22 protein-coding genes are annotated in these 20,837 nt (G+C 73.6%); 13 read left to right on the top strand and 9 right to left on the bottom strand.

All coding sequences use genetic code 11. The features are described from left to right. Positions 1–68: 68 nt before the first annotated feature. Entirely contained in the window at positions 69–1,019 is a 951-nt protein-coding gene (locus LJ221_RS11800; RefSeq protein ID WP_241716147.1) for an aminoglycoside phosphotransferase family protein, read from the top strand. A 214-nt stretch (positions 1,020–1,233) separates the two neighbouring features. Beyond that, positions 1,234–3,240: an N-acetylmuramoyl-L-alanine amidase gene (locus tag LJ221_RS11805; RefSeq protein ID WP_241716101.1), complete on the top strand. Its 2,007-nt coding sequence runs from the start codon at positions 1,234–1,236 to the stop codon at positions 3,238–3,240. A gap of 101 nt (positions 3,241–3,341) precedes the next feature. On the opposite strand, the gene LJ221_RS11810 is transcribed toward LJ221_RS11805, so the two are convergent. Further along, on the bottom strand, positions 3,342–3,839 hold the full coding sequence (locus LJ221_RS11810; RefSeq protein ID WP_241716103.1) for a hypothetical protein: 498 nt from the start codon (positions 3,837–3,839) through the stop codon (positions 3,342–3,344). A gap of 98 nt (positions 3,840–3,937) precedes the next feature. Continuing rightward, the gene (locus LJ221_RS11815) at positions 3,938–4,630 is read right to left on the bottom strand and encodes a hypothetical protein (protein WP_241716104.1); all 693 of its coding nucleotides are present in this window, start codon (positions 4,628–4,630) and stop codon (positions 3,938–3,940) included. Between the two features lie 482 nt (positions 4,631–5,112). Here LJ221_RS11815 and LJ221_RS11820 point away from each other — a divergent pair, with 482 nt between their 5' ends. The 3 genes from LJ221_RS11820 (at position 5,113) to LJ221_RS11830 (ending at position 8,194) form a co-directional block, all read left to right on the top strand. Further along, complete coding sequence (locus tag LJ221_RS11820; RefSeq protein ID WP_241716106.1) at positions 5,113–5,862, top strand: leucine-rich repeat domain-containing protein; 750 nt, start codon at positions 5,113–5,115, stop codon at positions 5,860–5,862. 121 nt (positions 5,863–5,983) lie between these two features. Then, positions 5,984–7,897, top strand: coding sequence for a serine hydrolase domain-containing protein (locus tag LJ221_RS11825; RefSeq protein WP_241716108.1), 1,914 nt, complete (start codon positions 5,984–5,986; stop codon positions 7,895–7,897). A 168-nt stretch (positions 7,898–8,065) separates the two neighbouring features. Then, positions 8,066–8,194: a hypothetical protein gene (locus tag LJ221_RS11830; protein ID WP_241716110.1), complete on the top strand. Its 129-nt coding sequence runs from the start codon at positions 8,066–8,068 to the stop codon at positions 8,192–8,194. On the opposite strand, the gene LJ221_RS11835 is transcribed toward LJ221_RS11830, so the two are convergent. After that, positions 8,152–9,249, bottom strand: coding sequence for a serine/threonine-protein kinase (locus LJ221_RS11835; RefSeq protein ID WP_374228432.1), 1,098 nt, complete (start codon positions 9,247–9,249; stop codon positions 8,152–8,154). The genes LJ221_RS11830 and LJ221_RS11835 overlap by 43 nt on opposite strands. Before the next feature lie 167 nt (positions 9,250–9,416). On the opposite strand from LJ221_RS11835, the gene LJ221_RS11840 reads away from it, so the two are divergent. Continuing rightward, on the top strand, positions 9,417–9,671 hold the full coding sequence (locus tag LJ221_RS11840) for a hypothetical protein (protein ID WP_241716112.1): 255 nt from the start codon (positions 9,417–9,419) through the stop codon (positions 9,669–9,671). 31 nt (positions 9,672–9,702) lie between these two features. Here the strand turns inward: LJ221_RS11840 and LJ221_RS11845 are convergent, their stop codons facing one another. The 6 genes from LJ221_RS11845 to LJ221_RS11870 all read right to left on the bottom strand — a co-directional run bounded on the left by LJ221_RS11845 (position 9,703) and on the right by LJ221_RS11870 (position 14,661). Beyond that, on the bottom strand, positions 9,703–10,998 hold the full coding sequence (locus tag LJ221_RS11845) for a PP2C family protein-serine/threonine phosphatase (protein WP_241716113.1): 1,296 nt from the start codon (positions 10,996–10,998) through the stop codon (positions 9,703–9,705). Between the two features lie 7 nt (positions 10,999–11,005). Then, on the bottom strand, positions 11,006–12,016 hold the full coding sequence (locus LJ221_RS11850; protein ID WP_241716115.1) for a SpoIIE family protein phosphatase: 1,011 nt from the start codon (positions 12,014–12,016) through the stop codon (positions 11,006–11,008). Further along, positions 12,013–12,459 (bottom strand): anti-sigma regulatory factor, encoded by a 447-nt coding sequence (locus LJ221_RS11855; protein ID WP_241716117.1) that lies wholly within the window; start codon positions 12,457–12,459, stop codon positions 12,013–12,015. Before LJ221_RS11855 ends, LJ221_RS11850 begins: the two co-directional genes overlap by 4 nt. A 7-nt stretch (positions 12,460–12,466) precedes the next feature. After that, the gene (locus tag LJ221_RS11860; RefSeq protein WP_241716119.1) at positions 12,467–12,880 is read right to left on the bottom strand and encodes an STAS domain-containing protein; all 414 of its coding nucleotides are present in this window, start codon (positions 12,878–12,880) and stop codon (positions 12,467–12,469) included. Continuing rightward, the gene (locus tag LJ221_RS11865) at positions 12,877–13,749 is read right to left on the bottom strand and encodes an STAS domain-containing protein (RefSeq protein WP_241716121.1); all 873 of its coding nucleotides are present in this window, start codon (positions 13,747–13,749) and stop codon (positions 12,877–12,879) included. The genes LJ221_RS11860 and LJ221_RS11865 overlap by 4 nt, the downstream gene beginning before the upstream one ends. Before the next feature lie 405 nt (positions 13,750–14,154). Next, positions 14,155–14,661 carry a MarR family winged helix-turn-helix transcriptional regulator gene (locus tag LJ221_RS11870; RefSeq protein WP_241716124.1) on the bottom strand — a complete coding sequence of 169 codons (507 nt, stop codon included), beginning with the start codon at positions 14,659–14,661 and terminating at the stop codon, positions 14,155–14,157. A gap of 101 nt (positions 14,662–14,762) precedes the next feature. Here LJ221_RS11870 and LJ221_RS11875 point away from each other — a divergent pair, with 101 nt between their 5' ends. From LJ221_RS11875 to LJ221_RS11905, 7 genes are all read left to right on the top strand, one after another. Beyond that, a complete protein-coding gene (locus LJ221_RS11875; RefSeq protein WP_241716126.1) occupies positions 14,763–15,932 on the top strand; it encodes a PP2C family protein-serine/threonine phosphatase in 1,170 nt (389 codons plus the stop codon). Between the two features lie 320 nt (positions 15,933–16,252). Then, positions 16,253–16,714, top strand: a complete 462-nt coding sequence (locus tag LJ221_RS23695; protein WP_308314766.1) for an MEDS domain-containing protein — start codon at positions 16,253–16,255, stop codon at positions 16,712–16,714. Between the two features lie 218 nt (positions 16,715–16,932). After that, positions 16,933–18,309: a rhodanese-like domain-containing protein gene (locus tag LJ221_RS11885; protein ID WP_241716128.1), complete on the top strand. Its 1,377-nt coding sequence runs from the start codon at positions 16,933–16,935 to the stop codon at positions 18,307–18,309. Positions 18,310–18,352: 43 nt separating this feature from the next. Then, a complete protein-coding gene (locus LJ221_RS11890) occupies positions 18,353–18,934 on the top strand; it encodes a rhodanese-like domain-containing protein (RefSeq protein WP_241716130.1) in 582 nt (193 codons plus the stop codon). Then, complete coding sequence (locus tag LJ221_RS11895; protein WP_241716132.1) at positions 18,931–19,800, top strand: sulfite exporter TauE/SafE family protein; 870 nt, start codon at positions 18,931–18,933, stop codon at positions 19,798–19,800. The genes LJ221_RS11890 and LJ221_RS11895 overlap by 4 nt, the downstream gene beginning before the upstream one ends. A 200-nt stretch (positions 19,801–20,000) precedes the next feature. Then, the gene (gene trxA / locus LJ221_RS11900) at positions 20,001–20,381 is read left to right on the top strand and encodes a thioredoxin (protein WP_241716134.1); all 381 of its coding nucleotides are present in this window, start codon (positions 20,001–20,003) and stop codon (positions 20,379–20,381) included. Positions 20,382–20,420: 39 nt separating this feature from the next. Then, positions 20,421–20,687: a metal-sensitive transcriptional regulator gene (locus tag LJ221_RS11905; protein WP_241716136.1), complete on the top strand. Its 267-nt coding sequence runs from the start codon at positions 20,421–20,423 to the stop codon at positions 20,685–20,687. The last annotated feature ends 150 nt before the right edge of the window (positions 20,688–20,837 follow it).

Raw genomic sequence — 20,837 nt, forward strand, 5'->3', positions numbered from 1 at the left:
CCCCAGCCGCGCATCCCGCCGCGGCAACGCCTGCCGAGTCACGGCAAGAACGATGGCAGAAGCGGAGGCTGGATCCGTCCAGTCCGCGGGACGGGCGGCTGCGCACCGCCATCGCCTCGGTGCACCGGGTCTGCCCGGAGTTCCGGCTGGTGCAGGTGCTGCGCCGCGGCGGGCGCTCGGTGCTACTGGCGGGCACCGTCGGCCGCGGCACCGCGGTGGCCAAGTGCCTGCTGGACCACACGCCCGCACGGGTCGAGCGGTTCCGGCACGAAATAGCGGTCCACCGCGCCTTCGTGTGCCACCGGCCGCCGGTGCGGGTGCCCCGGCTCATCGCCGCCGACCCCGAGGGCTGCGTCCTGGTCGCCGAGCGGGCTCCGGGCCGTCCGATGGCGCTCCAGCGGCATCCGCTGGAGCCGCCGTCCCCGGCCGATCTGCGGGCGGTGCTGGACGCGGTGGGCCGGGTGAACGCCTGGGAGCCGCCCGTAGGCCGTTTCGGGACCCCGGTCGACTACGGGGTGCGGGTGGCCCGCTACCACGGGTTGGGGCTGCTGACGGACCGTGACCTGGGCGATCTGCGGAAGCTGCTCCACGGCCTGGCGCGCGGCGGCGTCCGCGCGCAGTTCTGCCACGGCGACGCCCTGCCGGCCAACGTGCTGCTCTCCCCGGTCGGCCCGGTGCTGCTGGACTGGGAGCACGCGGGCTGGTACCTGCCGGGCTACGACCTGGCCACCCTGTGGTCGATGCTGGGCGACAGCCCGATGGCCCGCCGCCGGATCAGCCGGCTCGCCCAGGCCGGGGGCCGTGACGCGCGGGACGCCTTCCTGGTGAACCTGATGCTCGTCCTCACCCGTGAGGTTCACGCCTGCGAGACGGCCGTGCGGCGTGCCGTGCGGGACCCGGGCTGCGACCGGACCGGCCTGCTGAGCACCGGCGAGGAGCAGCGGCTGCTGCTGCGCCGTCTGCACGACGGCCGTGCGATGGCCCGGCGCGCGGTGCGGGCGGCGGTGGGCACCGGCTGACGACCGGACCCGCGCGGCGTCACCGGACTGAACCCGTGACGCCGCGCAGCTCCGGGCCCGCCCCGGGGTAAAGGTTCCCCCGGACGGCCTCTGACGTGCTGGAACCCATCGGAGTGCCCTTTCTCCCCGACCGTTGACGGATCGTCGGCCGGCCGGTACCCCTGTGGGCAGTCCCGTGCCGCGCCCCACCGCGGCGCACCCCCAGGAGGCCGCCATGCCAGGACTCGTCCCCGTCCGCCCGTCGGCGGCGTCCCCGCCCGGCTCCGCCCGCCGGCGCCTGCGGGTACTCATCGCGGCCTCTGCCGCCGCCCTGCTGCTGCCCCTCCTCCCGGCCACCGCCGACGCCGGCGGGCGGGAGCCGGACTCGCTGCAGGAGGCGTTCGCCCGCGCCGCCGACCGGCACCGGGTGCCCGAGAACGTGCTGCTGGGCGTGTCGTACCTGCAGTCGCGCTGGGACGGCCACCACGGCGCGCCCAGCGTCTCGGGCGGCTACGGTCCCATGCACCTGACCGACGCGCGCACCGCGCTGGCCGAGGACCCCCATCACAGTCACGGCGCGAAGGACGCGCGCGGCGACACCGTCCGCGAGACCAGGCGGGTCGCCGACGCGCTGCCCGGTTCCGCCACTCTGCCCGGCCGGCTGCGCACTCTGGAGCGGGCGGCCGAGCTGACCGGGCTGGACGAGGAGGAGCTGCGGCGGAACCCGGCGGCCAACATCGCCGGCGGTGCGGCGCTGCTGGCGGCCGCTCAGCGGGAGCTGGGGCTTGCGCCGAGCGACGACCCCGCCCGGTGGTACGGGGCCGTGGCGCGCTACCCGGGCTCCGGAGACGCGCGGGCGGCCGGGGTCTTCGCCGACGAGGTCTTCGCGGTGATCCGCGAAGGCCGGCGGCGCACCACCGACTCCGGCCAGCACGTGATGCTGGAGGGCGAGCCGGACCTGGCCCCGAGGACCGCCCAGCTGGACGGCCCGGGGCTGCGCCCGGCTCTCCCGGTGCGCGACGAGCGTGTGGAGTGCCCCAGGACCGTCTCCTGCGAGTGGATCCCGGCGCCGTACGAGGAATACGCCAACCCCGACGGCTCGCCCGACTACGGCAACCACGACAAGGCCGACCGCCCCGCGTCGCAGAAGATCGACTACATCGTGGTGCACGACACCGAAGCGACCTGGGACACCACCCTGAGCCTGGTGCGGAACCCGGAGTACGTCTCCTGGCACTACTCGCTGCGCGCCTCCGACGGCCACATCGCCCAGCACGTCCCCACGAAGGACGTGGGCTGGCACGCGGGCAACTGGTACGTCAACGCCAAGTCGGTCGGCCTGGAGCACGAGGGCTTCCTGACCGCCCCCGACGCCTGGTACACCGAGGCGATGTACCGTACCTCGGCGCGGCTGGTGCGGTACCTGGCCCACCGGTACGACATCCCGCTGGACCGGCAGCACATCATCGGACACGACAACGTACCGGGCGTGACGTCCGCCCACATCCCTGGTATGCACACCGATCCGGGGCCGTACTGGGACTGGCAGCACTACTTCACGCTGCTGGGCGCGCCCTTCCACCCCACGGCCGGGCCGGGCTCGGAACTGGTGACCATCCGGCCCGACTACGAGGAGCACAAGCCCCTCTACACCCGCTGCGACGGCTCCGGGCAACCCTGCCCGCCGCACGGTTCGGGCGCGGTGCGGCTGCACACCGGGCCGAGCGCCGACGCGCCGCTGGTGAGGGACGCCGGGCTGCGGCCGGGCGGCGGCGACTCCACCACCGGCGTCAACGACACCGGCGCCCGCGCCTCGACCGGCCAGCGGTACGCGGTGGCCGAACGCCGGGGCGAGTGGACGGCGATCTGGTATCTCGGGCGAAAGGCGTGGTTCCACAACCCCGCCGGCGCGCCGGCCGCGGTGCCCACCCAGGGCCTGGTCGTCACCCCGAGGGAGGGCGCGGGACCGGTACCCGTCCACGGCCGCGCCTATCCGGAGGCCTCCGCCTACCCCGAGGGGATCCCGGCCCAGGCGATCTCTCCGCTGCCGTACACGGTGGAGGCGGGTCAGGCGTACGCGCTGGGGCTGCGGACGAAGGGCGAGTACTACTACGCCAGGACCTTCGACCCCGCGAACCATGTGGTGGTGCGCGGCGAGGAGGAGTACTACCAGATCCAGCTCGGGCACCGGGTGGCCTTCGTCAAGGCCGCCGACGTCACGGTGCGGCCGGCCCGGCGGTGAGGTGACGCCGGGGCGGGTGGACCGCGGAGGGGAGGGGCGCTCCCGGGCGCCCCTCCCCTTCCGTGTCCCTCGTGTCCCAGCCGGTCCGCGCCGCCGGTGCGTCAGTGCTGGAACAGCTCCGCGGGCAGCGGCTTGAGCAGCTGGTAGAGGTCCTCGGTGATCGGCCGGTCCCAGCTGGCGATGGTGACCAGCACGCCGTCGCTGCGGTCGAACTGGACACAGGAGATCCGGCTCTCCGAGCAGATGACCCGCCGCACGATCAGGAGATTGTCGTCCAGCATCACCGGACTCTCCTCCGTCCCGGTGACGGTGACCTCATCGTCGTTCTCCAGCGCCGCCAGCAGCTGTGCGGCCTCGAAGGGGATCTGGCCCTCGGCCGTCTCGCGGGCCGGGGAGCCCTCCGGCAGGTTCCCGATGACCATGGCCGGTCCGCGTCCGCCGAACAGGTCGTAGCGCAGGAAGACGCCCTGGCAGCTCCCGTCCGGCGCGGGCAGCAGCCCGGCGCCGAGGTTGCCCGGCCAGTCCCCCGGGTCCATGGCCAGCACGTCGAAGTCGGGTCCGGCGGGTGTGGCGGCGCTGCGGCGGCGGAGAAAGGACATGCGGCCATGGTACGGGCCCTGTACCGCCGCGGGGCTCCGGCCCGCGCCTGCCGTACGACGGTGAGGCGGCCCTCGCCGCACCGGGTGACCGCGGGGTCCTAACGCCGCCCGGGGGCCCGCGCCGGGGCGGCCCCCGGGCGGTCGGTGGCGGTGGCGGCAAACCGGCTGGGGAGAGTGGAGCGGCCCAGCTCGCGGAGGACGACGGCCCTCTCCCGCGTACCCGGCGGCTCGCGCAGGGCACGTTCCAGACAGCGCCGGGCCGCCTCGGGGGCTCCGGCGCTCAGGTACTCGGCGGCGGCCTCGCGCAGGGTGGCGACGACGGCCGGGTCGCCTTCGGGGTGGACCTCCAGCAGATGGCGCGCGACGGCCCTGGGACCGTGCCCCGCCCCGGCGACGACCGCGGCGGCCCGGCCGTGGAGGGCCACGCGCAGGGCGGGTGGGACGGACCGGTGGACGGCGGTGGCGGTCAGCGGGTCGAGGAAGCGCAGCGGCCGCCCCTTCTCGCCGCCGGTGAGAATGCGGGCGGCGGTCAGCCGGGCGCGGGCCTCGGCCGCCTCCCCGGGATCCAGGGCCGCGACGTCCGCGGCGAGCGAGGGGGACGTCTCGGTGCCGAGGACCACGGCGGCCCAGGCCAGCCGTACGGCGGAGGTCCCCAGACGCTCCAGGTGTTCGGCGAGCCCGCCGTCCCGGCCGGCGGCGGCCGGTTCGCGCGGCTCGACGGCTTTCTCCCGCCGGGGTTCCGTGCGGCGGCCTGCGGGCCGGGGTGCTACCGGTCCGGCGGCCGCGGGCACCGGTCGGCCGCGCCGACCGGACCGCAAGGCCGTGCGGAGGGGCGGTTGTCCTCCCCACTCAGCGCCGTGCGTCGGCACCGCGGTGCGACCGCGTGCGGTGGCGCCCGCGGTCGGGCCGGTCAACGCCTCGTCAAACGCCCTGAGTTCGGACTCCCGCTCGAACATTGCCCGGTGCATGCGCCCCTGCTCTTCGTTCGCCGCCACGGCTGCCGCCGCGTCACTCTCACGGCAGACGGTGGAGAGCGTACGCCGGTGTGAACCGGGGCGGTGCTCTTGACCGGTTTCCCTCCCGGCGGGACGCCGTTTCAGGTAATGCCGCTTCCGCGAACTCCCCGTACCGGATGCGGCACGGCGTGTCCGCGGCACTCCTGACCGGCAACCGCCTTCGCCCACCTGCCGCGGGACGGCCTCGACCGGTCCCCGGGGAGCCTGTGCCACGGCGGTGCCGACACGGCGCCGCGGATCAGGAGTACGGTGCCGCCATGGCGGATGCGACGGAGCGGACGGACGGCGGGACGGCGGTGAACCTCTGGCGCGCGGGCCTGTCCCGTGTCCCCGAACAGGTGTGGGAGCGCCGCGGGACACGGGTGCTGATCCTCGCGGACAACGCGCTCACCGACCTCCCGCCGCGAATCGGCGGGCTGCGGCACCTGCGCACCCTCGACCTCGGCCACAACGCGTTCACCTCCCTGCCCGAGGAGATCGGCGAGCTGACGGACCTGGACGGCTGCCTCTACCTCCACGACAACCGGCTCACCGCGCTGCCGCGCTCACTGGGCCGACTGCGTTCGCTGACGTACCTGAACGTCGGCGACAATCCGCTGGGCGCGCTGCCCGAGGAGATCGGCGGCATGGCGGGGCTGGTGGAGCTGCGGGCCCGGCGGTGCGGGCTGCGGGAGCTGCCGGTCTCACTCGGGCGGCTCACCGCGCTGCGGGAGCTGTGGCTGTGCGGCAACGCCCTGGGCTCGCTGCCCGCCTCCTTCTCCCGGCTGCGGGAGCTGCGCGAGGTGGAACTGCGCGAGAACGCCCTGGAGGAGGTGCCCGAGGCGCTGCGCGGCCTGCCGCGGCTGCGCCGCCTGGACCTGCGGGGCAACCGGCTGCGCACGGTGCCGCACTGGCTGGGGCGGGAACTGCCCGCGCTGGAGAAGCTGGATCTGCGCTGGAACGGGGCGGCGGTCGATCCGGGCCCGGCGGGGGAACTGGAGCGGCGCGGCTGCATAGTGCTCCGTTAGGCGGGCGGCCCGCCCGGAACGCCCGTCCGCCGTGCCGCGGGGGTTGACGGACGAAGGGCCCGGGAAGAAGGTTTCACCGTTGTCCCGATCCACTGAAAGATACTTTCCCAGGGGGCGCGGTATGACCGGTTCGGCACGGGATCGCACACCGGGCCCGGCGCCCGCGCCCGGCCCCGCCGAGGGCAGAGGGATCGACCGGCGGCAGCTCGGCCTGAGGGCGCTCGCGCTCGGCGGCGGCCTGGTCCTGGCCTCGGCCCCCGCGGCGTCGGCCCGTGCCCGGGGCGGGCGCGTCTTCGCCGCCGGCGGCCGGGCGCCCGTCCTGCGCCGCGGCTCCGCACGGCGCGCCGGACTGCTGGAGCCGCATCTGCGGCATCTGGTGGAGGACGCGCGGGCTTTCCTGGGGCCCTCCCCCGAACACCCCTGGTACGCGGGCGCGGTCCTGTTGGCCGGGCGCGGCGGCACCGTCGCCCTCCACGAGGCCATCGGCCACGCGGTGCGCTACTCGGCCTACGACGAGGCCACCGGCGCCGGCGTCGAGCTCCCCGTCGGCGAACAGGTCCCCGCCACCCGCGAGACCGTCTACGACCTGGCCTCCGTCTCCAAGCTGTTCACCGCGATCCTGGCGGTGCGGCAGATGGAGCGCGGAGCCCTGGAGCTGGAAGGCGCGGTCGCCTCCTACCTGCCGGAGTTCGGCGCGGCGGGCAAGGACGGGATCACCCTGTTGCATCTGCTCACCCACACCTCCGGGCTGGCCGCCTGGCTCCCGCTCTACGCCGAGCCCACCCGGGAGGACCGGCTGCGGCGGCTGTGGCACGAGAAGCTCCTGGACCCGCCGGGCACGGTCTACCGCTACTCCGACCTCAATCTGATCGCTCTCCAGCTCGTACTGGAGCGGGTCACCGGCAAGGGGCTGGACACGCTGCTGCGCGAGGACGTCACCGGACCGCTGGGCATGCGGTGGACCCGCTACAACCCGCCCGCCTCCTGGAAGCCGCGCGTCGCCGCCACCGAGGACGCCCGCCGCCCCTGGTCGGGACTGGAGCGGGGCATGGTGCACGGCGAGGTCCACGACGAGAACGCTTACGCCTTCGGCGGCGTGGCCGGTCACGCCGGGGTCTTCTCCCGCGCCTGGGACCTGGCCGTGCTGTGCCGCGCCCTGCTGAACGGCGGCGCGTACGGCGGCGCCCGCGTCCTGGAGCCGGAGTCGGTGGACCTGCTCTTCCGCGACTTCAACACCGCCTTCCCCGGCGACGAGCACGGCCTGGGATTCGAGCTGTACCAGCACTGGTTCATGGGGGCTATGGCGACCCCCCGCACGGCCGGGCACACCGGCTTCACCGGTACCAGCCTGGTGCTGGACCCGACCACCGACACCTTCCTGGTGCTGCTGGGCAACTCCGTCCACCCAGTGCGCACCTGGCGCTCCGGCAGCGCACCGCGCGTGGCCACCGCCACCCGTCTGGCCCGGGCCGTTCCGGTGCGCCCCGCCGAGGGACGCGAGGCATGGTTCTCGGGGATGGCGAGCGGCGCCCCGGCCGTACTCGCCCTGCCCGAGGTGGCTCTCGGCGGGGACGGCGAAGCGGAAGACGTGGTGGAAGACGTGGCGGAGGGCCGAACGAGCGGCGCGGGCGGTACGGGCGACGGCGCGGGTGCCCGGCTGCGCTTCCGGGTGTGGTGGGACACCGAGCGCGCCTTCGATGTCCTGTGCCTGGAGGTGTCCGGCGACGGGGGCGTGTGGGAGCCGGTGCCGTTCACCACCTCCCGCCCCGGCCGGGCCCCGGTGGAGCACCCGGAAGGAGCGCTGCACGGCTTCTCCGGGCGGGTCTGGCACCGGGCCCTGGCGGACCTGGGCGCCTGGAGCGGCCGGGCGGTGCGGTTGCGCTGGCGGTACACCACCGACGCCCGCCACGTGGGGCGCGGCGCGTACGTCGACGGCATCCGGATCGAGGACGGCGGGCGCACGGTGTTCGACGACTCGCGGCGGGGGGACGCCGGTCGCGTCACGGCCGAGGGCTGGTCGCTCTCGGCCGACTGACGCCCACCGCCGCCGGGCGCGCCCGGCGGGTGGCCGGCGCCGCCGCAGGAGAACGGGTGCCCGACCGAGATCTGACCGTCGCGCCGCACTCCCATCCCGCGGCTCCCTGTCTGCTGCGACTCCAGCGGCATCACCGTCCTGACCACGGCCCACCACCTCACGCAGGCCGTGGACGGCGGCCTGGCACTGGCCGGCCCGGACGACGACATCGTGCGCGTCTTCAGAATCGTCGGGCTGGACCAGATCCTCACCTTCTACGGCAGCGTGGAGGAGGCGGTGGCGGCCCTCGCCGGCTGATCGTCGTCCTGGCCGGCGGCGGCTCCGGGACCGGTCCACAGGCCGCTGAGTCCTCCCGGATGCCCGGGGGGCGACGGAGGGCCGGGGCGCGATGGCCGGCCGGCGAGGGCCCTGGCTCCGGCGCTCATGCCGTGGGTCCACACCGGGAGCCGCCCGGGGGAGCCGGGCGGCGGCCAGAGCGGGACCCGCTGCCCGTACCCGCCTCCCGCGCGGCGCGCCTCGGCGGTACGGCGGCCGAGCTCCGCCGCGTCCCCGGGCCGCCCCTCCGGCTCCTTGGCCAGCAGGTCGAGAATGATCCGCTCCAGGTCGGCGGGCAGGTCGGGGCGGAGTTCGCGCGGCGGCCGGGGGTCGGTCTCGCGGTGGCCCACGAGGATGCCCCAGGTGTCCTCCAGGTCGAAGGGCGGGGAGCCGGTGGCCATCTCGTACAGCACACAGCCGAGCGAGTACAGGTCGCTGCGCTGGTCGAGGTGGGCTCCGGTTATCTGCTCGGGCGACATGTAGTGCGGGGTGCCCATGGGGAAGCCGCCGGCGGTCCCGGCGGCCGGGCCCGTGCCGTACTCCGGCCGGGCGATCCCGAAGTCGCAGATCTTCACGGTGCCGTCCGCCGTGCGCATCACGTTGGCGGGTTTGAGGTCGCGGTGGACGATGCCCCGGCCGTGGGTGTAGGCGAGGGCGGCGGCCATCTGCTCGGCGATGTCGAAAAGGTCGGGTACCGACAGCGGCCGACGTCCGCCCAGCTTGAGGAGCCGGCTGAGGTCGTGCCCGTTCAGCAGCTCCATCACCAGGTAGAGGACTCCGTCGTGCTCTCCGAAGTCGTGGACGACGGTCACACCGCGGTGCTGGAGCGAGGCCGCGACGCGCGCCTCGCGGCGGAAGCGCTCGCGCAGCGTCCCGATCGCGTGCGGGGCGTCCTGGCCACCCAGCGGCTTGAGGCACTTGACGGCGACCTCGCGGTCCAGCGACTCGTCGTGCGACCGCCACACCTGCCCCATGCCGCCGCGCCCGACGAGGTCCAGCAGCCGGTACCGGCCCTGGATCAGTGTGCCCTGCCTCATCGCGCGCCGCCGCCCCCTCTCGCCCGTGCCGCCCCGGCCCGTCCAGTATGGGCCCTTGCCCGGCCAGGCGGTAAGGCGGTGGTCCGGTGCTTGAACGTGCCGGGGTTTCGGCACGGACCGTTCGGCAACTGGGGAGAACCGAGAGAAAGGCCCACGAGGTGTCGAGCATGAGCACGATCACAGCCCAGCACGTGAGGGAGCTGCTCAGCTCCTCCGATCCCGATCCCCTGCTTGTACTGCTGGAGGGCCGCCCGCGGGTGGTGTCCGCCGCCGAGGCGGGCGGCGACCGCTACCGCGGAGCCGTGGAGGTCGTCTCGCGCGACGACCTCGCCGCCGGACTCGGCCCGGGGACACTCTCGGAACAGGAGTTGGAGGCGCTGGCCTCCAGGCTGGAGAGCGTGGTCTCCGAGCTGGGCGGCTGAGGGGCCCGCCCGTGCGTGTTCCGCCCGCCGCTCAGGCGGGCGGAACACGCACGGCCAGCGCCAGAGTGTCGTCGGGGTGCAGGATGACCGTGTGCATGTCCTCGGCGATGGAGCCGGGAACCTCCGCGATGGGCCTGTCCGCATGGCGGAGGGCCGCCTCGACCAGCCGCTTCTCGCCCTCGCGCGGGTCCTTGCGGCTCTCGGTGAGGCCGTCGGTGTAGAGGATGAGCATGTCTCCGGGGTTCATCCTGGCGTGCAGCAGGTGCTCGCTGCCCGGCAGCGGGTATCCGATACCCCGGCCGCGTACCTCCAGGTACTCGGGCTCGCCTCCCGCCGGCAGCAGCAGTGCGGGCGGGTGGCTGCCGTTGGCCAGGAACAGGTCGCCGGTGGCCGGGTTGAACCGGGCGAGCAGCACAGTGGACATCAGCTCGCTGTCGAAGGGCATCAGGATCTCGGCCGTCCGGGCGATGATCGACTCCAGCGGATGTCCCTCCAGAGCCAGGGTCCGCACCGCGTGGGTGACGTTGAGGGCGCCGCGGGTGCTGGTCACACCGTGGCCGAGGGCGTCGACGACGGTGATGTGGACGGTGCCGTCGGGAAGCTGGAGCCAGTCGTACAGGTCCCCGCCGGTGGGAGCGTCGGTGCCGGCCGGCGCGTAGTGGACGGCCATCTCCAGACCCTCGACCTCGATCGGGGCGGGCCGTAGCGCGTCCTCCAGTTCGCGCAGGGTCTGGCCGTGGGCCTTGCGCAACTGCTCGTCACGCTCCTCCAGCTGGACGTAGAGGGCGAGGGTGCCCCGGTTGGTCTCGGCCAGTTCGTGCTTGAGCCGCCGGTGCTCGGCGGTGAGGGCGTCCAGGCGAGCCAGTACGGCGCGCAGTTCCTGCTCCGCCGCGTGGTCCTCCGGCGTGGGGCAGTCGCCCCCGGCCGCCGGTCCGCCACCGTTCCGGGCCGGCGGGACCGTGCCCGCGTCACCGCCGCCGTCGCCTCCCTGCCCGGGCAGCGGCATGCGCCAGGTGACCGAGCCCCCGGAGGCGAACTGAGCGGGGAGGGGCAGGCCCGCGATGCCGTCGCGGTCGGCCGTCAGATCGCTGAGGGTGTCGAGGGTGACGACGAGCTGCCCCCCCTGCGGACCGCCGGCGGGCGGCTCGGCATGGGCCTCCAGCCGCACCGGCCGTCCCGCCGCGATCTCGGCGTGCGCCAGGTCCACCGCGGACATCACCAGCCGGGCCCTGGTCTCCGCCGGCAGCCGGTGGACGCGAGCGATTCCGCGCACCGCGTGCCGCAGGCTCGGCAGTGTGTGGTGGTGGGAAGTGGTGTTGTCGGTCATGAAACCTCTACGCCGCTTGGACGGTGAGCACCGTGGCATCGTCGCGGACGCGCCGGTGCCCATGGGCCAGGGCCGCCGTCAGCAGGGACGGCGGAAGCCGCAGCAGAAAGGTGGGCGGGCTGTGCGACCAGCGGGACTCGATGCCGTCGCTGTGCAGGACGACCGCCGCCCCTCGCGCCAGGGGCACGGTGCGCGGCCGGGGGGTGGGAACGTTCCAGCCCACGATGCCGGGCTGGCCGGCCATCCGTTGCAGCACCTCGCCGCCCGAGAGCACCGCGGCGCGGATGTTGCCCGTGCCGCAGTACTCGGCGCGGTCGGGGTGCACCCGCACCACGCCCGCCGCCGCGCCACGGGTGTGGCGCAGCGAGCGGTGCAGCGAGGTCAGGATGTCGGCCAGAGGGCGATCGGGTGCGGTGTGGAAGGAGCGCAGGGCGGAGCGGGCCGCCTCGGCGGCCGCGGCGCCGTGTCCCAGTCCGTCGACGACGAGGCCGGTGAGGGCATCCCCGGTGCCGGCCACGGTGCAGGCGTCGCCGCACCGTTTCTCGCCGTGGGCGGGCAGGCACACCGATCCGACGCCGTACCGGTCCTGCGGCCGTCCGCCCGGGGCGGACAGCCGGGCGTTGACCAGGGTGCCCGAGCCCGGCTGGGTGCGGATGGTGAATTCGGTGGCGATCCGGCGGACCGCTCCCAGTCCGGCTCCGAGGGAACCGGTGGTGGTGTAGCCGTCGGCCATCGAGCGGTCCAGGTCGCGGATGCCGGGGCCGCGGTCGACGGCGGTGATCTCCACGCCGTCGCCCCGGAGCGTCGGTTGCACGTACACCGTTCCGTCGGCGGCGTGCTTGACCTGGTTGCTGGCCAGTTCGCTGGCGACGACTGCCGCCTGGTCGGGCATGGCCCCGGGCAGCCCGCACCGCTGTGCGCAGCCGCGCGCGGCCGAGGCCGCCACGTGGATCGCGCTCTCGTGGTCGATACGGATCTCTTCGGTCAGGCCCTCCGCGGCGGGGGACGACGGGCTCACTGCGTGTTCCAGCGGGTCACGCTGATGGTGGTGCCCCGGCCCGCCTCGGTGTGCACCTCGAACTCGTGCATGAGGCGGCGCGCGCCTCCCAGCCCGTGCCCCAGACCGGAGCCGGTGGTGAAACCGTCGGCCAGTGCGGCCTCCAGGTCAGGGATGCCGGGCCCCTCGTCCCTGACGGTCAGCCGCACGCCCCGGCGTCCGGCGTTCCTGGGGAACTCGATGGTCACCGTGCCGCCCCCGCCGTGGATGTAGGCGTTGCGGGCCAGCTCGCTGGCGGCGGTGACGACGCGGGTCTGGTCGACCAGTCCGAAGCCGGTCTCGACGGTGGCGGCCCGCACCGCGTGCCGGACCGTGATGAGGTCCTCGTCGGTACGGACCGGATAGGTGGTCCGGGCGCTCGCGCCTCCGCCGCCTCCCTCGGCGGGTGCCGGTGGGGCGCTCACCGTCCTTTCACCCGAGAGTTTCACGCCGGGTCCCCCCTTCCGGGGGCCGCGGGGCGTGGTGCCAGCCCAGTGCGGCCATCCCCTGCTCCGCGTTGAGCGCGGTCTCCACCCCGTTGAGTCGCAGGCCCAGCTCGACGAGGGTGATCGCCACGGGCGGCCGCATACCGGCCACGATCACCCGGGCGCCCAGCAGCCGGGCCATGGTGCTCAGCTCGGTCAGGGTGCGCGCCACGAAGGAGTCGATGATCTCCAGCCGGGAGATGTCGATGAGGACGCCCGTGGCCCGCTCGGTGGCGATGCGCTCGGTCAACTCGTCGGCGAAGACGGTGGCTGTCTTGTCGTCGAGCTCGTTGATGAGCCCGGTGACCAGTACGTCACCGAGTCTGAGGATGGGGATGTCCATGGACTGGCGGCCGGTCATCGGTTCGTGGTCGTTCCGGTGGCCGGTGAGTCCTGTCCCGTCATGTCGACCGCCGCGGCCAGGGCGTCGGCGAGGGTGGCACGGGTGAGGATGGTGGACAGGTCGATGCCCAGCTGGGCGATGGTCTGAGCGATGGAGGGCCGCACGCCGCTGATGAAGCAGTCGGCGCCCATCAGGCGCACCGCGTTGACGGTCTGCATCAGGTGCTGGGCGACGGCGGTGTCGACCGTCGGCACACCGGTGATGTCGATGATCGCAACCCGGGCGTCGTGGGTCTGGATGGACTGCAGGAGGTTCTCCATCACCACCTGGGTGCGCGCGGTGTCCAGGGTACCGATCAGCGGTACGGCCAGGATCCGCTTCCACAGGTGGACCACGGGGGTGGACAGCTCCAGCAGCTGGCGGCTCTGCCGCTGGATGATCTCCTCACGGCGCTCCACATAGGCGTTGAAGGACAGGGCGGCGGCCTCGTCCAGCAGCCGGTTGATGGTCAGGGCCGCCGGGAACAGCTCCCGCGGATCGTGGTTGTCGCGCTCCACCGCCTCCAGCAGGGCGTCCTTGAGCGCCAGAATGGCCAGGGAGGTGGCGGTGGGGGTCGCTCCGCTGCGCTCCCTGCGCAGGGACAGCTCCATCACCGCGTCGCGCAGGTCGTGGTGGGCGTCGACCACGCTCTCCATCCCGTAGTCGCTGTTGAGGGCCCCGCCCAGCAGGACGAGGAGCGCGTCGGCCTCCTCACGCAGCTCGCCCTCGTCCATTCCGATCGCCGCACGCTCCCGCTGCAACCGCACCCACCGGTCGGCGATCTCGTCGCCGCGCTCGCGGATTGCGGTTGTCAACCGGTCTCGTACGGCTGCGTCGCTGGCGTTCACTGACAGGCCCTCTCACAGTCGTTCGTCGCCGGCCCACGCCCGTGACGTCGGCGTCCGGCTGGATGTACTGGGTGACGGAACGGCGCCGTTCACCCCTTTTGTTGCCGTCCGGCAAATGTTAGCAGCGGTCACGGAGCCTGTCGGCCCCGCCTGACGCGGCGTCAGGGCGTGGTGATGTCCGCCGACCCTCGACGGGACCTTCCCGGAAACCGGCACTCGATGCATCCCGATCGATTGTTTCCATTTGACAACTGTGTCCACGGCACAACAACCTTTCCCTGTCGCACCCGCCCGACCGGCCGTCACGCCAGGACTTCCCCGCGGTGCGGCACTCCGCGGCGGCCACGAGGTGTGATGTATCGGTGAGGCGAAATGACGGTACACATGCCCCTCCGGGCGGAGGGTTCACGCCGATCTCACACCCCCGTCCGCTCTGGCCTCCCGGCGCCCGGGCAGCGCTTCGTCCACCACCGCCCGGAACCCCCTCAGCCCCTCGGCCAGCGCCCTGCGCGCCGCGGGCGACATCGCCGCCATGGCCGTGGCCAGCGCCTCCTCCCGCAGGTCCCGCAGGTCCCGCAGGTACGTCCTGCCCCGGCCGGTCAGCCTCAGTTCGAGTTCCCGCCGGCTGGCCGGACTCGGAGCGCGTTCCACGAACCCGACCGCCTGCAGCCTGTCGCACAACCGGCTGACCGAGGACGGGGCCGATCCGAGCACCTCGCTGAGCGTGCGCAGGTTGATGCCCTCGTCGCGGTCGAGGGTATAGAGGACCCTCAGCTGGGAGGCGGAGACGGGCGCAGGCGACGCGGCCTCCCGGCCCCGCTCCCACAGCACCTCCAGGAGCTCTATCACTTCGGAGGCGGCACGGGCCGCTTCCGTGGAGCGGTACTGGGAGGGTCCAGGATTCACGACCATAACTGTGACACTCCGCGTCTGTATTGTCAGCCCGAACTCCGGCCGGCACTTGACTTCCCATATCGGAATTTTCTGCGGAAACAGAAAGTGGTTGTGACACGGTGGACAGATTCACGGCCGTGGAGCGCGCTCTGCGCAACGCCGCTCCCCACGCACTCCTCGACGCGCTCCGCACCTCACTGGCACGGCACTTCGGAGCAATCGCCGTGGACCTGCTGATGGCCGACTACGGGACGACCATACTCCAGCCGGTCGGTCCTCTTCCCTACCCGACGGAGCCCGTCCCGGTCCACTCCACCGAGCCCGGAAGGGCGTTCGGCTCCCAGCAACCCCGCCTCTCCCCCGGCGAGGACCCGGGCACCGTCACCGCGTATCTGCCGGTCACCGTCCGCGGCGACCGGCTGGGCGTACTGTCCGTGGCCCTCCCCCGGGAAGGCGCCTCACCCGAGGCCCTGGGAGAGCTGAGGCAGTTGTGCGAGGCGCTCGGCCGGGAGATCCTCGTCGCCGACCACAGCACCGATGTCTATCTGAGGGCCCGCCGGGCCGAACGCCTCACCCTCGCCGCCGAGATGCAGTGGCAGCTGCTGCCCGGCCGGTCCTGCTCCGGCCCCGAGTACGAGCTCGGCGCCCAGCTCGAACCCGCCTACGCGGTCTTCGGGGACAACTTCGACTGGTCCGTCTCGGCCGACCACCTCACCGTGACCCTGACCGACGGGATGGGCGAGGGCGTGCACGCGGCGCTCCTGACCAATCTCGCCCTCAGCGCGCTGCGCAACGCCCGCCGGGCCGGACTGGACCTGGCCGACCAGGCGGTCCTGGCCGACCAGGCGGTCTACGGGCAGCACCGCGGGGCCGCCCATGTCTCCGTGCTGCTGCTGCGCATCCATCTGGCCACCGGGCGGCTGGAGGCCGTCGACGCCGGGTCGCCGCGCATCTGGCGGCTGCGCGGCGGCACCGTGGAGCCGGTCGAACTGGAGGCGCAGCTCCCGCTGGGGATGTTCGAGGACACCCCCTACGCCGTCCAGCACTTCAGGGTCGAGGCCGGGGACCGGCTGCTGTTCGCCAGCGACGGGGTCTACGAGGTGGGCTCGCCGTCGGGCGAACGGTTCGGTGAGCGGGCCCTGGCCCGCGCCATGACCAGCACCCGCCTCCTTCCCCCTTCCCAGGTGCCGCGTGCGGTTCTCACCGAACTCGCCCGGCACCGCGGTGAGCCGCCCGCGGACGACGACGCCATGGTCGTGTGCCTGGACTGGCACGGCAGGAGGGACTGACCTGCCCGCCACCCCGCTCCGGGACCGCCGTAACCTTCCGCCCCGCGACCGGCAACTCCTCCGCCTCCGCGCGGCACGTCCGGCCCGCCCGTGCCGCCGAAAGCCGAGGACACCGGTGCACGCCGGGCGTCACAGGGCACACGGACCCGCGGAGCAGGGCAGAGCACCGAGCGGAGGTGTGTGCCGACGTGCCGGCGCCGGGCCGGTACGTCCGGCAGGCACCCGCCGGACCGCGCGGGCCCTCGGCCGGTTTCCGGCCGCCGTCGGCGCGCGCGGCCGGTCCTCTTCCGCACGTTCCCGCCGTACCAGGGGGTCCCTCCGTGACCATAAGCGAACACGCCCTCACCGAACAGGGAGCCCCCTCCCCCTTCGTCCATCATCCCGGCCGGGCCGCCCGCATCGCCGGGGAGCCGATCTGGGCGCGGCGCTCCACCGCCGAGCTGGTGGAGGCCACCCGGCACGAGACTCTGATCAACGCCGCCTCCACCGGCCGCGACGCGACCGTCCTGTGCCCCTACGACACCTCCTGCGTGGCCGAGATCCGCGACGGCGGGCACCTCACCGATCTGCTGGCCGGACTCCGCGGACGGCGGGCGTGGACCGTGGATGACGCACCAGCAGTGCGATCTGGTCGAGACCCGCGTCACACCTGCCGGGCTGACCATACGGCCGCACATGGGGTACTCGTAGGAGCCCTGCCGCTCCCCTCCCTTCCCCCGACGCCCGCGTCCCGGCACTGTGCGCGGGACGCGGGCGTCCGCGATCGAGCCCGGCACCTCTGAACCACGACCTGCCTCCGGACTGTGATCCAACTCACCGCCACATACCCCCCGGGGCATAAGGCGGCCACTGCTACGGTTGACCTCACACATACCCCCCTAGGTATGAATGAAGGTGGATGAGCAGGCGTCCCGCATGGTCCCGGGACCGGTCGGCACCGGTCCGCCGAGGCTCGCACGGCCGGCGCCCTCGACGTCCCCGCCACCACCGAGGAGAACCGATGATCACTGTTCTGCCCATCGAGACCCCCGGCCTGGGCGACCGCACCTACCTTGTCCACGACGGCTCCACCGCACTGGTGGTCGACCCGCAGCGCGACTACGACCGCGTCACGGCGCCGGCCAGGGCCGCGGGTGTGCGGATCACCCACGTCTTCGAGACCCACATCCACAACGACTACGTGACCGGCGGCCTGGCCCTGGCCCGGGAGACCGGCGCGCGGTACCTGGTCAACGCCGACGACGAGGTCTCCTACGAGCGCACCGGCATCCGCGACGGCGACGTCGTCGAGGTCGGCGCCATGCGGGTGAGGGTGATCCACACACCGGGTCACACCCACACCCACCTCTCCTTCGCCCTGGAGGCCGACGGCGAGCAGGTCGCGGTGTTCACCGGCGGATCGCTGCTGTACGGCTCCACGGGACGCCCCGACCTGCTCGGCCCCGACCACACCGACATCCTGGTGCGGGCCCAGTGGCGCTCGGCTCACCGGCTCGCGCAGGAGCTGCCCGACTCCACCGCCGTCTACCCCACCCACGGTTTCGGCTCGTTCTGCTCCGCGACCCAGTCGGCCGCCCTGGCCAGCACCATCGGCGATGAGAAGAAGACCAACACCGCTCTGACCGCCGACGAGGAGGCATACGTCGGGCAGCTCCTGGCGGGCCTGGACACCTACCCGGCCTACTACGCCCACATGGGGCCGGCCAACTCCGCCGGGCCCGGCAGGCCGGACCTGTCCGCACCCTCCGCCGCCGACCCGGCCGAGCTGCGCCGCCGCATCGAGGCCGGCGAGTGGGTGGTCGACCTGCGCGACCGCACCGCCTTCGCCGCCGGGCACCTGGCCGGCAGCCTCAACTTCGGCCTGGACGGCCAGTTCATCACCTACCTGGGCTGGCTGATCCCGTGGGGGACCCCGGTCACTCTGCTCGGCGAGAGCGCCGGGGACGTGGCCGAGGCCCAGCGCGAGATGGTCCGCATCGGCATCGACCGCCCGGCCGCCATGGCCACCGGCGGCCCCGAGGACTGGGCCGGCGGCGAGCCCCTGGCCGCCTACGAGCGCGCCGCCTTCGAGGACCTCAAGGCCGCCCTGGACAAGCGCTCGGAGGAGGAGGAGTTCGTCGTCCTCGACGTGCGCCGCGGCCAGGAGCGCGCCCGGGCGCACATCCCCGGATCGGTGCACATCCCCGTCCACGAGGTGCCGGACCGCATCGGGGAGATCCCCCCGGGCCGGGTCTGGGTGCACTGCGCCGGCGGCTACCGCGCGGGAGTCGTCGCCGCCCTGCTCCACGCCCGCGGCCGCGACGTCGTCGCCATCGACGACGGCTTCGACAACGCCCGTGACCTGGGCCTTTGCCCCGTCCCCGCCCAGACCCCCTGAAGCCCTGAAGCCCTGAAGCAGCGAATCCACAGGAGAGCAGCACATGACCACCTCCACCACTCCCCGCAGCCTGACCGCCGGGGAACTGCGCGCCAAGCTCGACTCGGAGCACCCGCCGCGACTGCTCGACGTCCGCTCCCCCGCCGAGTTCGAGGCCGCGCACATCCCCGGTTCCTACAACGTCCCGCTGGCCACCCTGCGCGAGCACCGCGAGGAGCTGGCCGAGCACCTGGACACCGACGTGGTGCTGGTGTGCCGTTCCGGGCAGCGGGCCGGCCAGGCCGAGCGCGTCCTCGCCGAGGCCGGGCTGCCCGGGCTGAGCGTCCTGTCGGGCGGCATGACCTCCTGGGAGAAGTCCGGCGCCCCGACCGACTACGGCCGGGAGCGCTGGGACATGGAGCGCCAGGTCCGCCTGGTGGCCGGATCCCTTGTCCTGGTCGGCGCCCTCGGCAGCTTCGTGGTGCCCGGACTGCAGGTCCTGTCCGCGTTCGTCGGCGGCGGCCTGGCCTTCGCCGCCATCAGCAACACCTGCGCCATGGGCGTACTGCTGTCGAGGATGCCGTGGAACCGTACACCGTCCCTCGACCCGCGCAAGGCCGTCGCGCAGCTCGCCGGCGGCAGGTGAGCACCGTGACGCTGACGCTCGTCCTGATCCTCGCGCTGCTGGTCGGCGTCTCCCTCGGGCTCCTCGGGGGAGGCGGGTCAATCCTGACCGTGCCGCTGCTGGTCTACGTCGCGGGCATGGACGCCAAGGAGGCCATCGCCACCTCCCTGTTCGTCGTCGGCGTCACCTCCGCCGCGGGCGTGGTCGACCATGCCCGCGGCGGGCGGGTCCGCCTGCGCACGGGTGTGCTGTTCGGAGCGGCCGGCATGGCCGGCGCCTACGCCGGCGGACTCATCGGCGGCAGCATCCCCGACGTCGTCCTGCTGATCGCCTTCGCGGTCATGATGATCGCCACCGCCGCCGCCATGCTCCGCGGCCGCCGGGGCGTCGACCCCGGCAGGACCCACGAGCAGCTCCCGGTGGGACGGGTACTGCTGGACGGAGCGGCCGTCGGCCTGGCCACCGGCCTGGTCGGCGCGGGCGGAGGCTTCCTGGTCGTGCCCGCCCTGGCCCTGCTGGGCGGACTGCCCATGCCGGTGGCCGTCGGCACCTCGCTGCTGGTCATCGCGATGAAGTCTGCCGCCGGATTCGCCGGCTACCTCTCCACCGTCCAGATCGACTGGGCCCTGACCCTGGCCGTCACCGGCTTCGCGATCACCGGCAGCCTCACCGGGGCCAGGCTGGCCGGACGCGTCCCCGCCGATGTTCTCTCCCGGCTGTTCGCCTGGTTCGTGCTGGCCATGGGCACCTTCGTCCTGGTCCAGCAGGCCCCCGCCGACGTACGTCTGCCGGTCCTCGCCGCCGTCGCCTCGCTCGGTGCCGGAGCGGGGGTCTGCTACGGCTTCGTCGACCGCTGCCCGCTGCGGCGCGCCGTACACGGCACCTGACCCCGGCCTCCGGTACCCGGAGCACCCCCATCGGTGCTCCGGGTACCGGTGTACCTGGACACTGGCACACCGTTGCCGCCCTCGCACGGGAGACGCCGGAGCGCCGGCGGAATGTTCGGCCCCATCCCGGCGTTGACTACCCCAGGGAGTATCGATCACCACCATCCCGATCATCCCGATGAAACGGAAGGAACCGTCACATGAGCACCGTCGCCCTCACCGCCACCGACTTCGAGAAGACCGTCACCGGCAACGACATCGTCCTGGTCGACTTCTGGGCCTCCTGGTGCGGCCCGTGCCGCATGTTCGCCCCGGTCTACGAGAAGGCCTCCGAGACCAACCCCGACATCGTCTTCGGCAAGGTCGACACCGAGGCCGAGCAGGCACTGGCGGCAGCCGCCGACATCACCTCCATCCCCACCCTGATGGCCTTCCGCGAGGGCGTGCTGGTCTTCGCCCAGCCCGGCGCGCTGCCGGCTCAGGCCCTGGACCAGGTGATCACCGCCGTCCGGGGGCTCGACATGGACGAGGTGCACGCCTCCGTCGCCGCCCAGGCCCCCGGCTCCGGCCGGAGCGACTGAGCCCGGCCACCGCAGAACGAGACGAGAGGACCGACCACCGTGGTCCAGCTTCCTCCCGCTGACGTGCGATCGGCCGCCAACCGCCTCAAGCGCGCCCAGGGCCAGCTCGCCGGCGTCCTTCGCATGCTGGAGGAAGGGCGCGACTGCGAGGATGTCGTCACCCAGCTCGCCGCGGTCAACCGCGCGCTGGACCGGGCCGGCTTCTCCATCGTGGCCGGCGGCCTCAAGCAGTGCATGACGCAGGAGGGCGGCGCCGACAGCCTCGACGCCCAGAAGATGGAGAAGCTCTTCCTCTCCCTGTCCTGAGGGCCACGCCCCCGGGCGGGCCCGCCCGGGGGCGTGGCTTCGGTCATGTGCTCAGGTGCCGCGCCACGGCTCGGGCGCCGGCGGTGAGCGGCACGGCGACCAGTCTCCCGGGTGCGCCCGCCACGACACCTCCCACCGGCGCCGCCCACG

This window comes from Streptomyces sp. CNQ085 (assembly GCF_022614595.1).
Classification (GTDB): Bacteria; Actinomycetota; Actinomycetes; order Streptomycetales; family Streptomycetaceae; genus Streptomyces.

Bases quoted from the DNA above. Each gene is read 5' to 3' on its own strand.
- LJ221_RS11805 (WP_241716101.1), top strand. From the start codon at position 1,234: ATGCCAGGACTCGTCCCCGTCCGCCCGTCGGCGGCGTCCCCGCCCGGC.
- LJ221_RS11810 (WP_241716103.1), bottom strand. From the start codon at position 3,839: ATGTCCTTTCTCCGCCGCCGCAGCGCCGCCACACCCGCCGGACCCGAC.
- LJ221_RS11820 (WP_241716106.1), top strand. From the start codon at position 5,113: ATGGCGGATGCGACGGAGCGGACGGACGGCGGGACGGCGGTGAACCTC.
- LJ221_RS11825 (WP_241716108.1), top strand. From the start codon at position 5,984: ATGACCGGTTCGGCACGGGATCGCACACCGGGCCCGGCGCCCGCGCCC.
- LJ221_RS11835 (WP_374228432.1), bottom strand. From the start codon at position 9,249: ATGAGGCAGGGCACACTGATCCAGGGCCGGTACCGGCTGCTGGACCTC.
- LJ221_RS11840 (WP_241716112.1), top strand. From the start codon at position 9,417: ATGAGCACGATCACAGCCCAGCACGTGAGGGAGCTGCTCAGCTCCTCC.
- LJ221_RS11845 (WP_241716113.1), bottom strand. From the start codon at position 10,998: ATGACCGACAACACCACTTCCCACCACCACACACTGCCGAGCCTGCGG.
- LJ221_RS11860 (WP_241716119.1), bottom strand. From the start codon at position 12,880: ATGACCGGCCGCCAGTCCATGGACATCCCCATCCTCAGACTCGGTGAC.
- LJ221_RS11870 (WP_241716124.1), bottom strand. From the start codon at position 14,661: ATGGTCGTGAATCCTGGACCCTCCCAGTACCGCTCCACGGAAGCGGCC.
- LJ221_RS11885 (WP_241716128.1), top strand. From the start codon at position 16,933: ATGATCACTGTTCTGCCCATCGAGACCCCCGGCCTGGGCGACCGCACC.
- LJ221_RS11890 (WP_241716130.1), top strand. From the start codon at position 18,353: ATGACCACCTCCACCACTCCCCGCAGCCTGACCGCCGGGGAACTGCGC.
- trxA (WP_241716134.1), top strand. From the start codon at position 20,001: ATGAGCACCGTCGCCCTCACCGCCACCGACTTCGAGAAGACCGTCACC.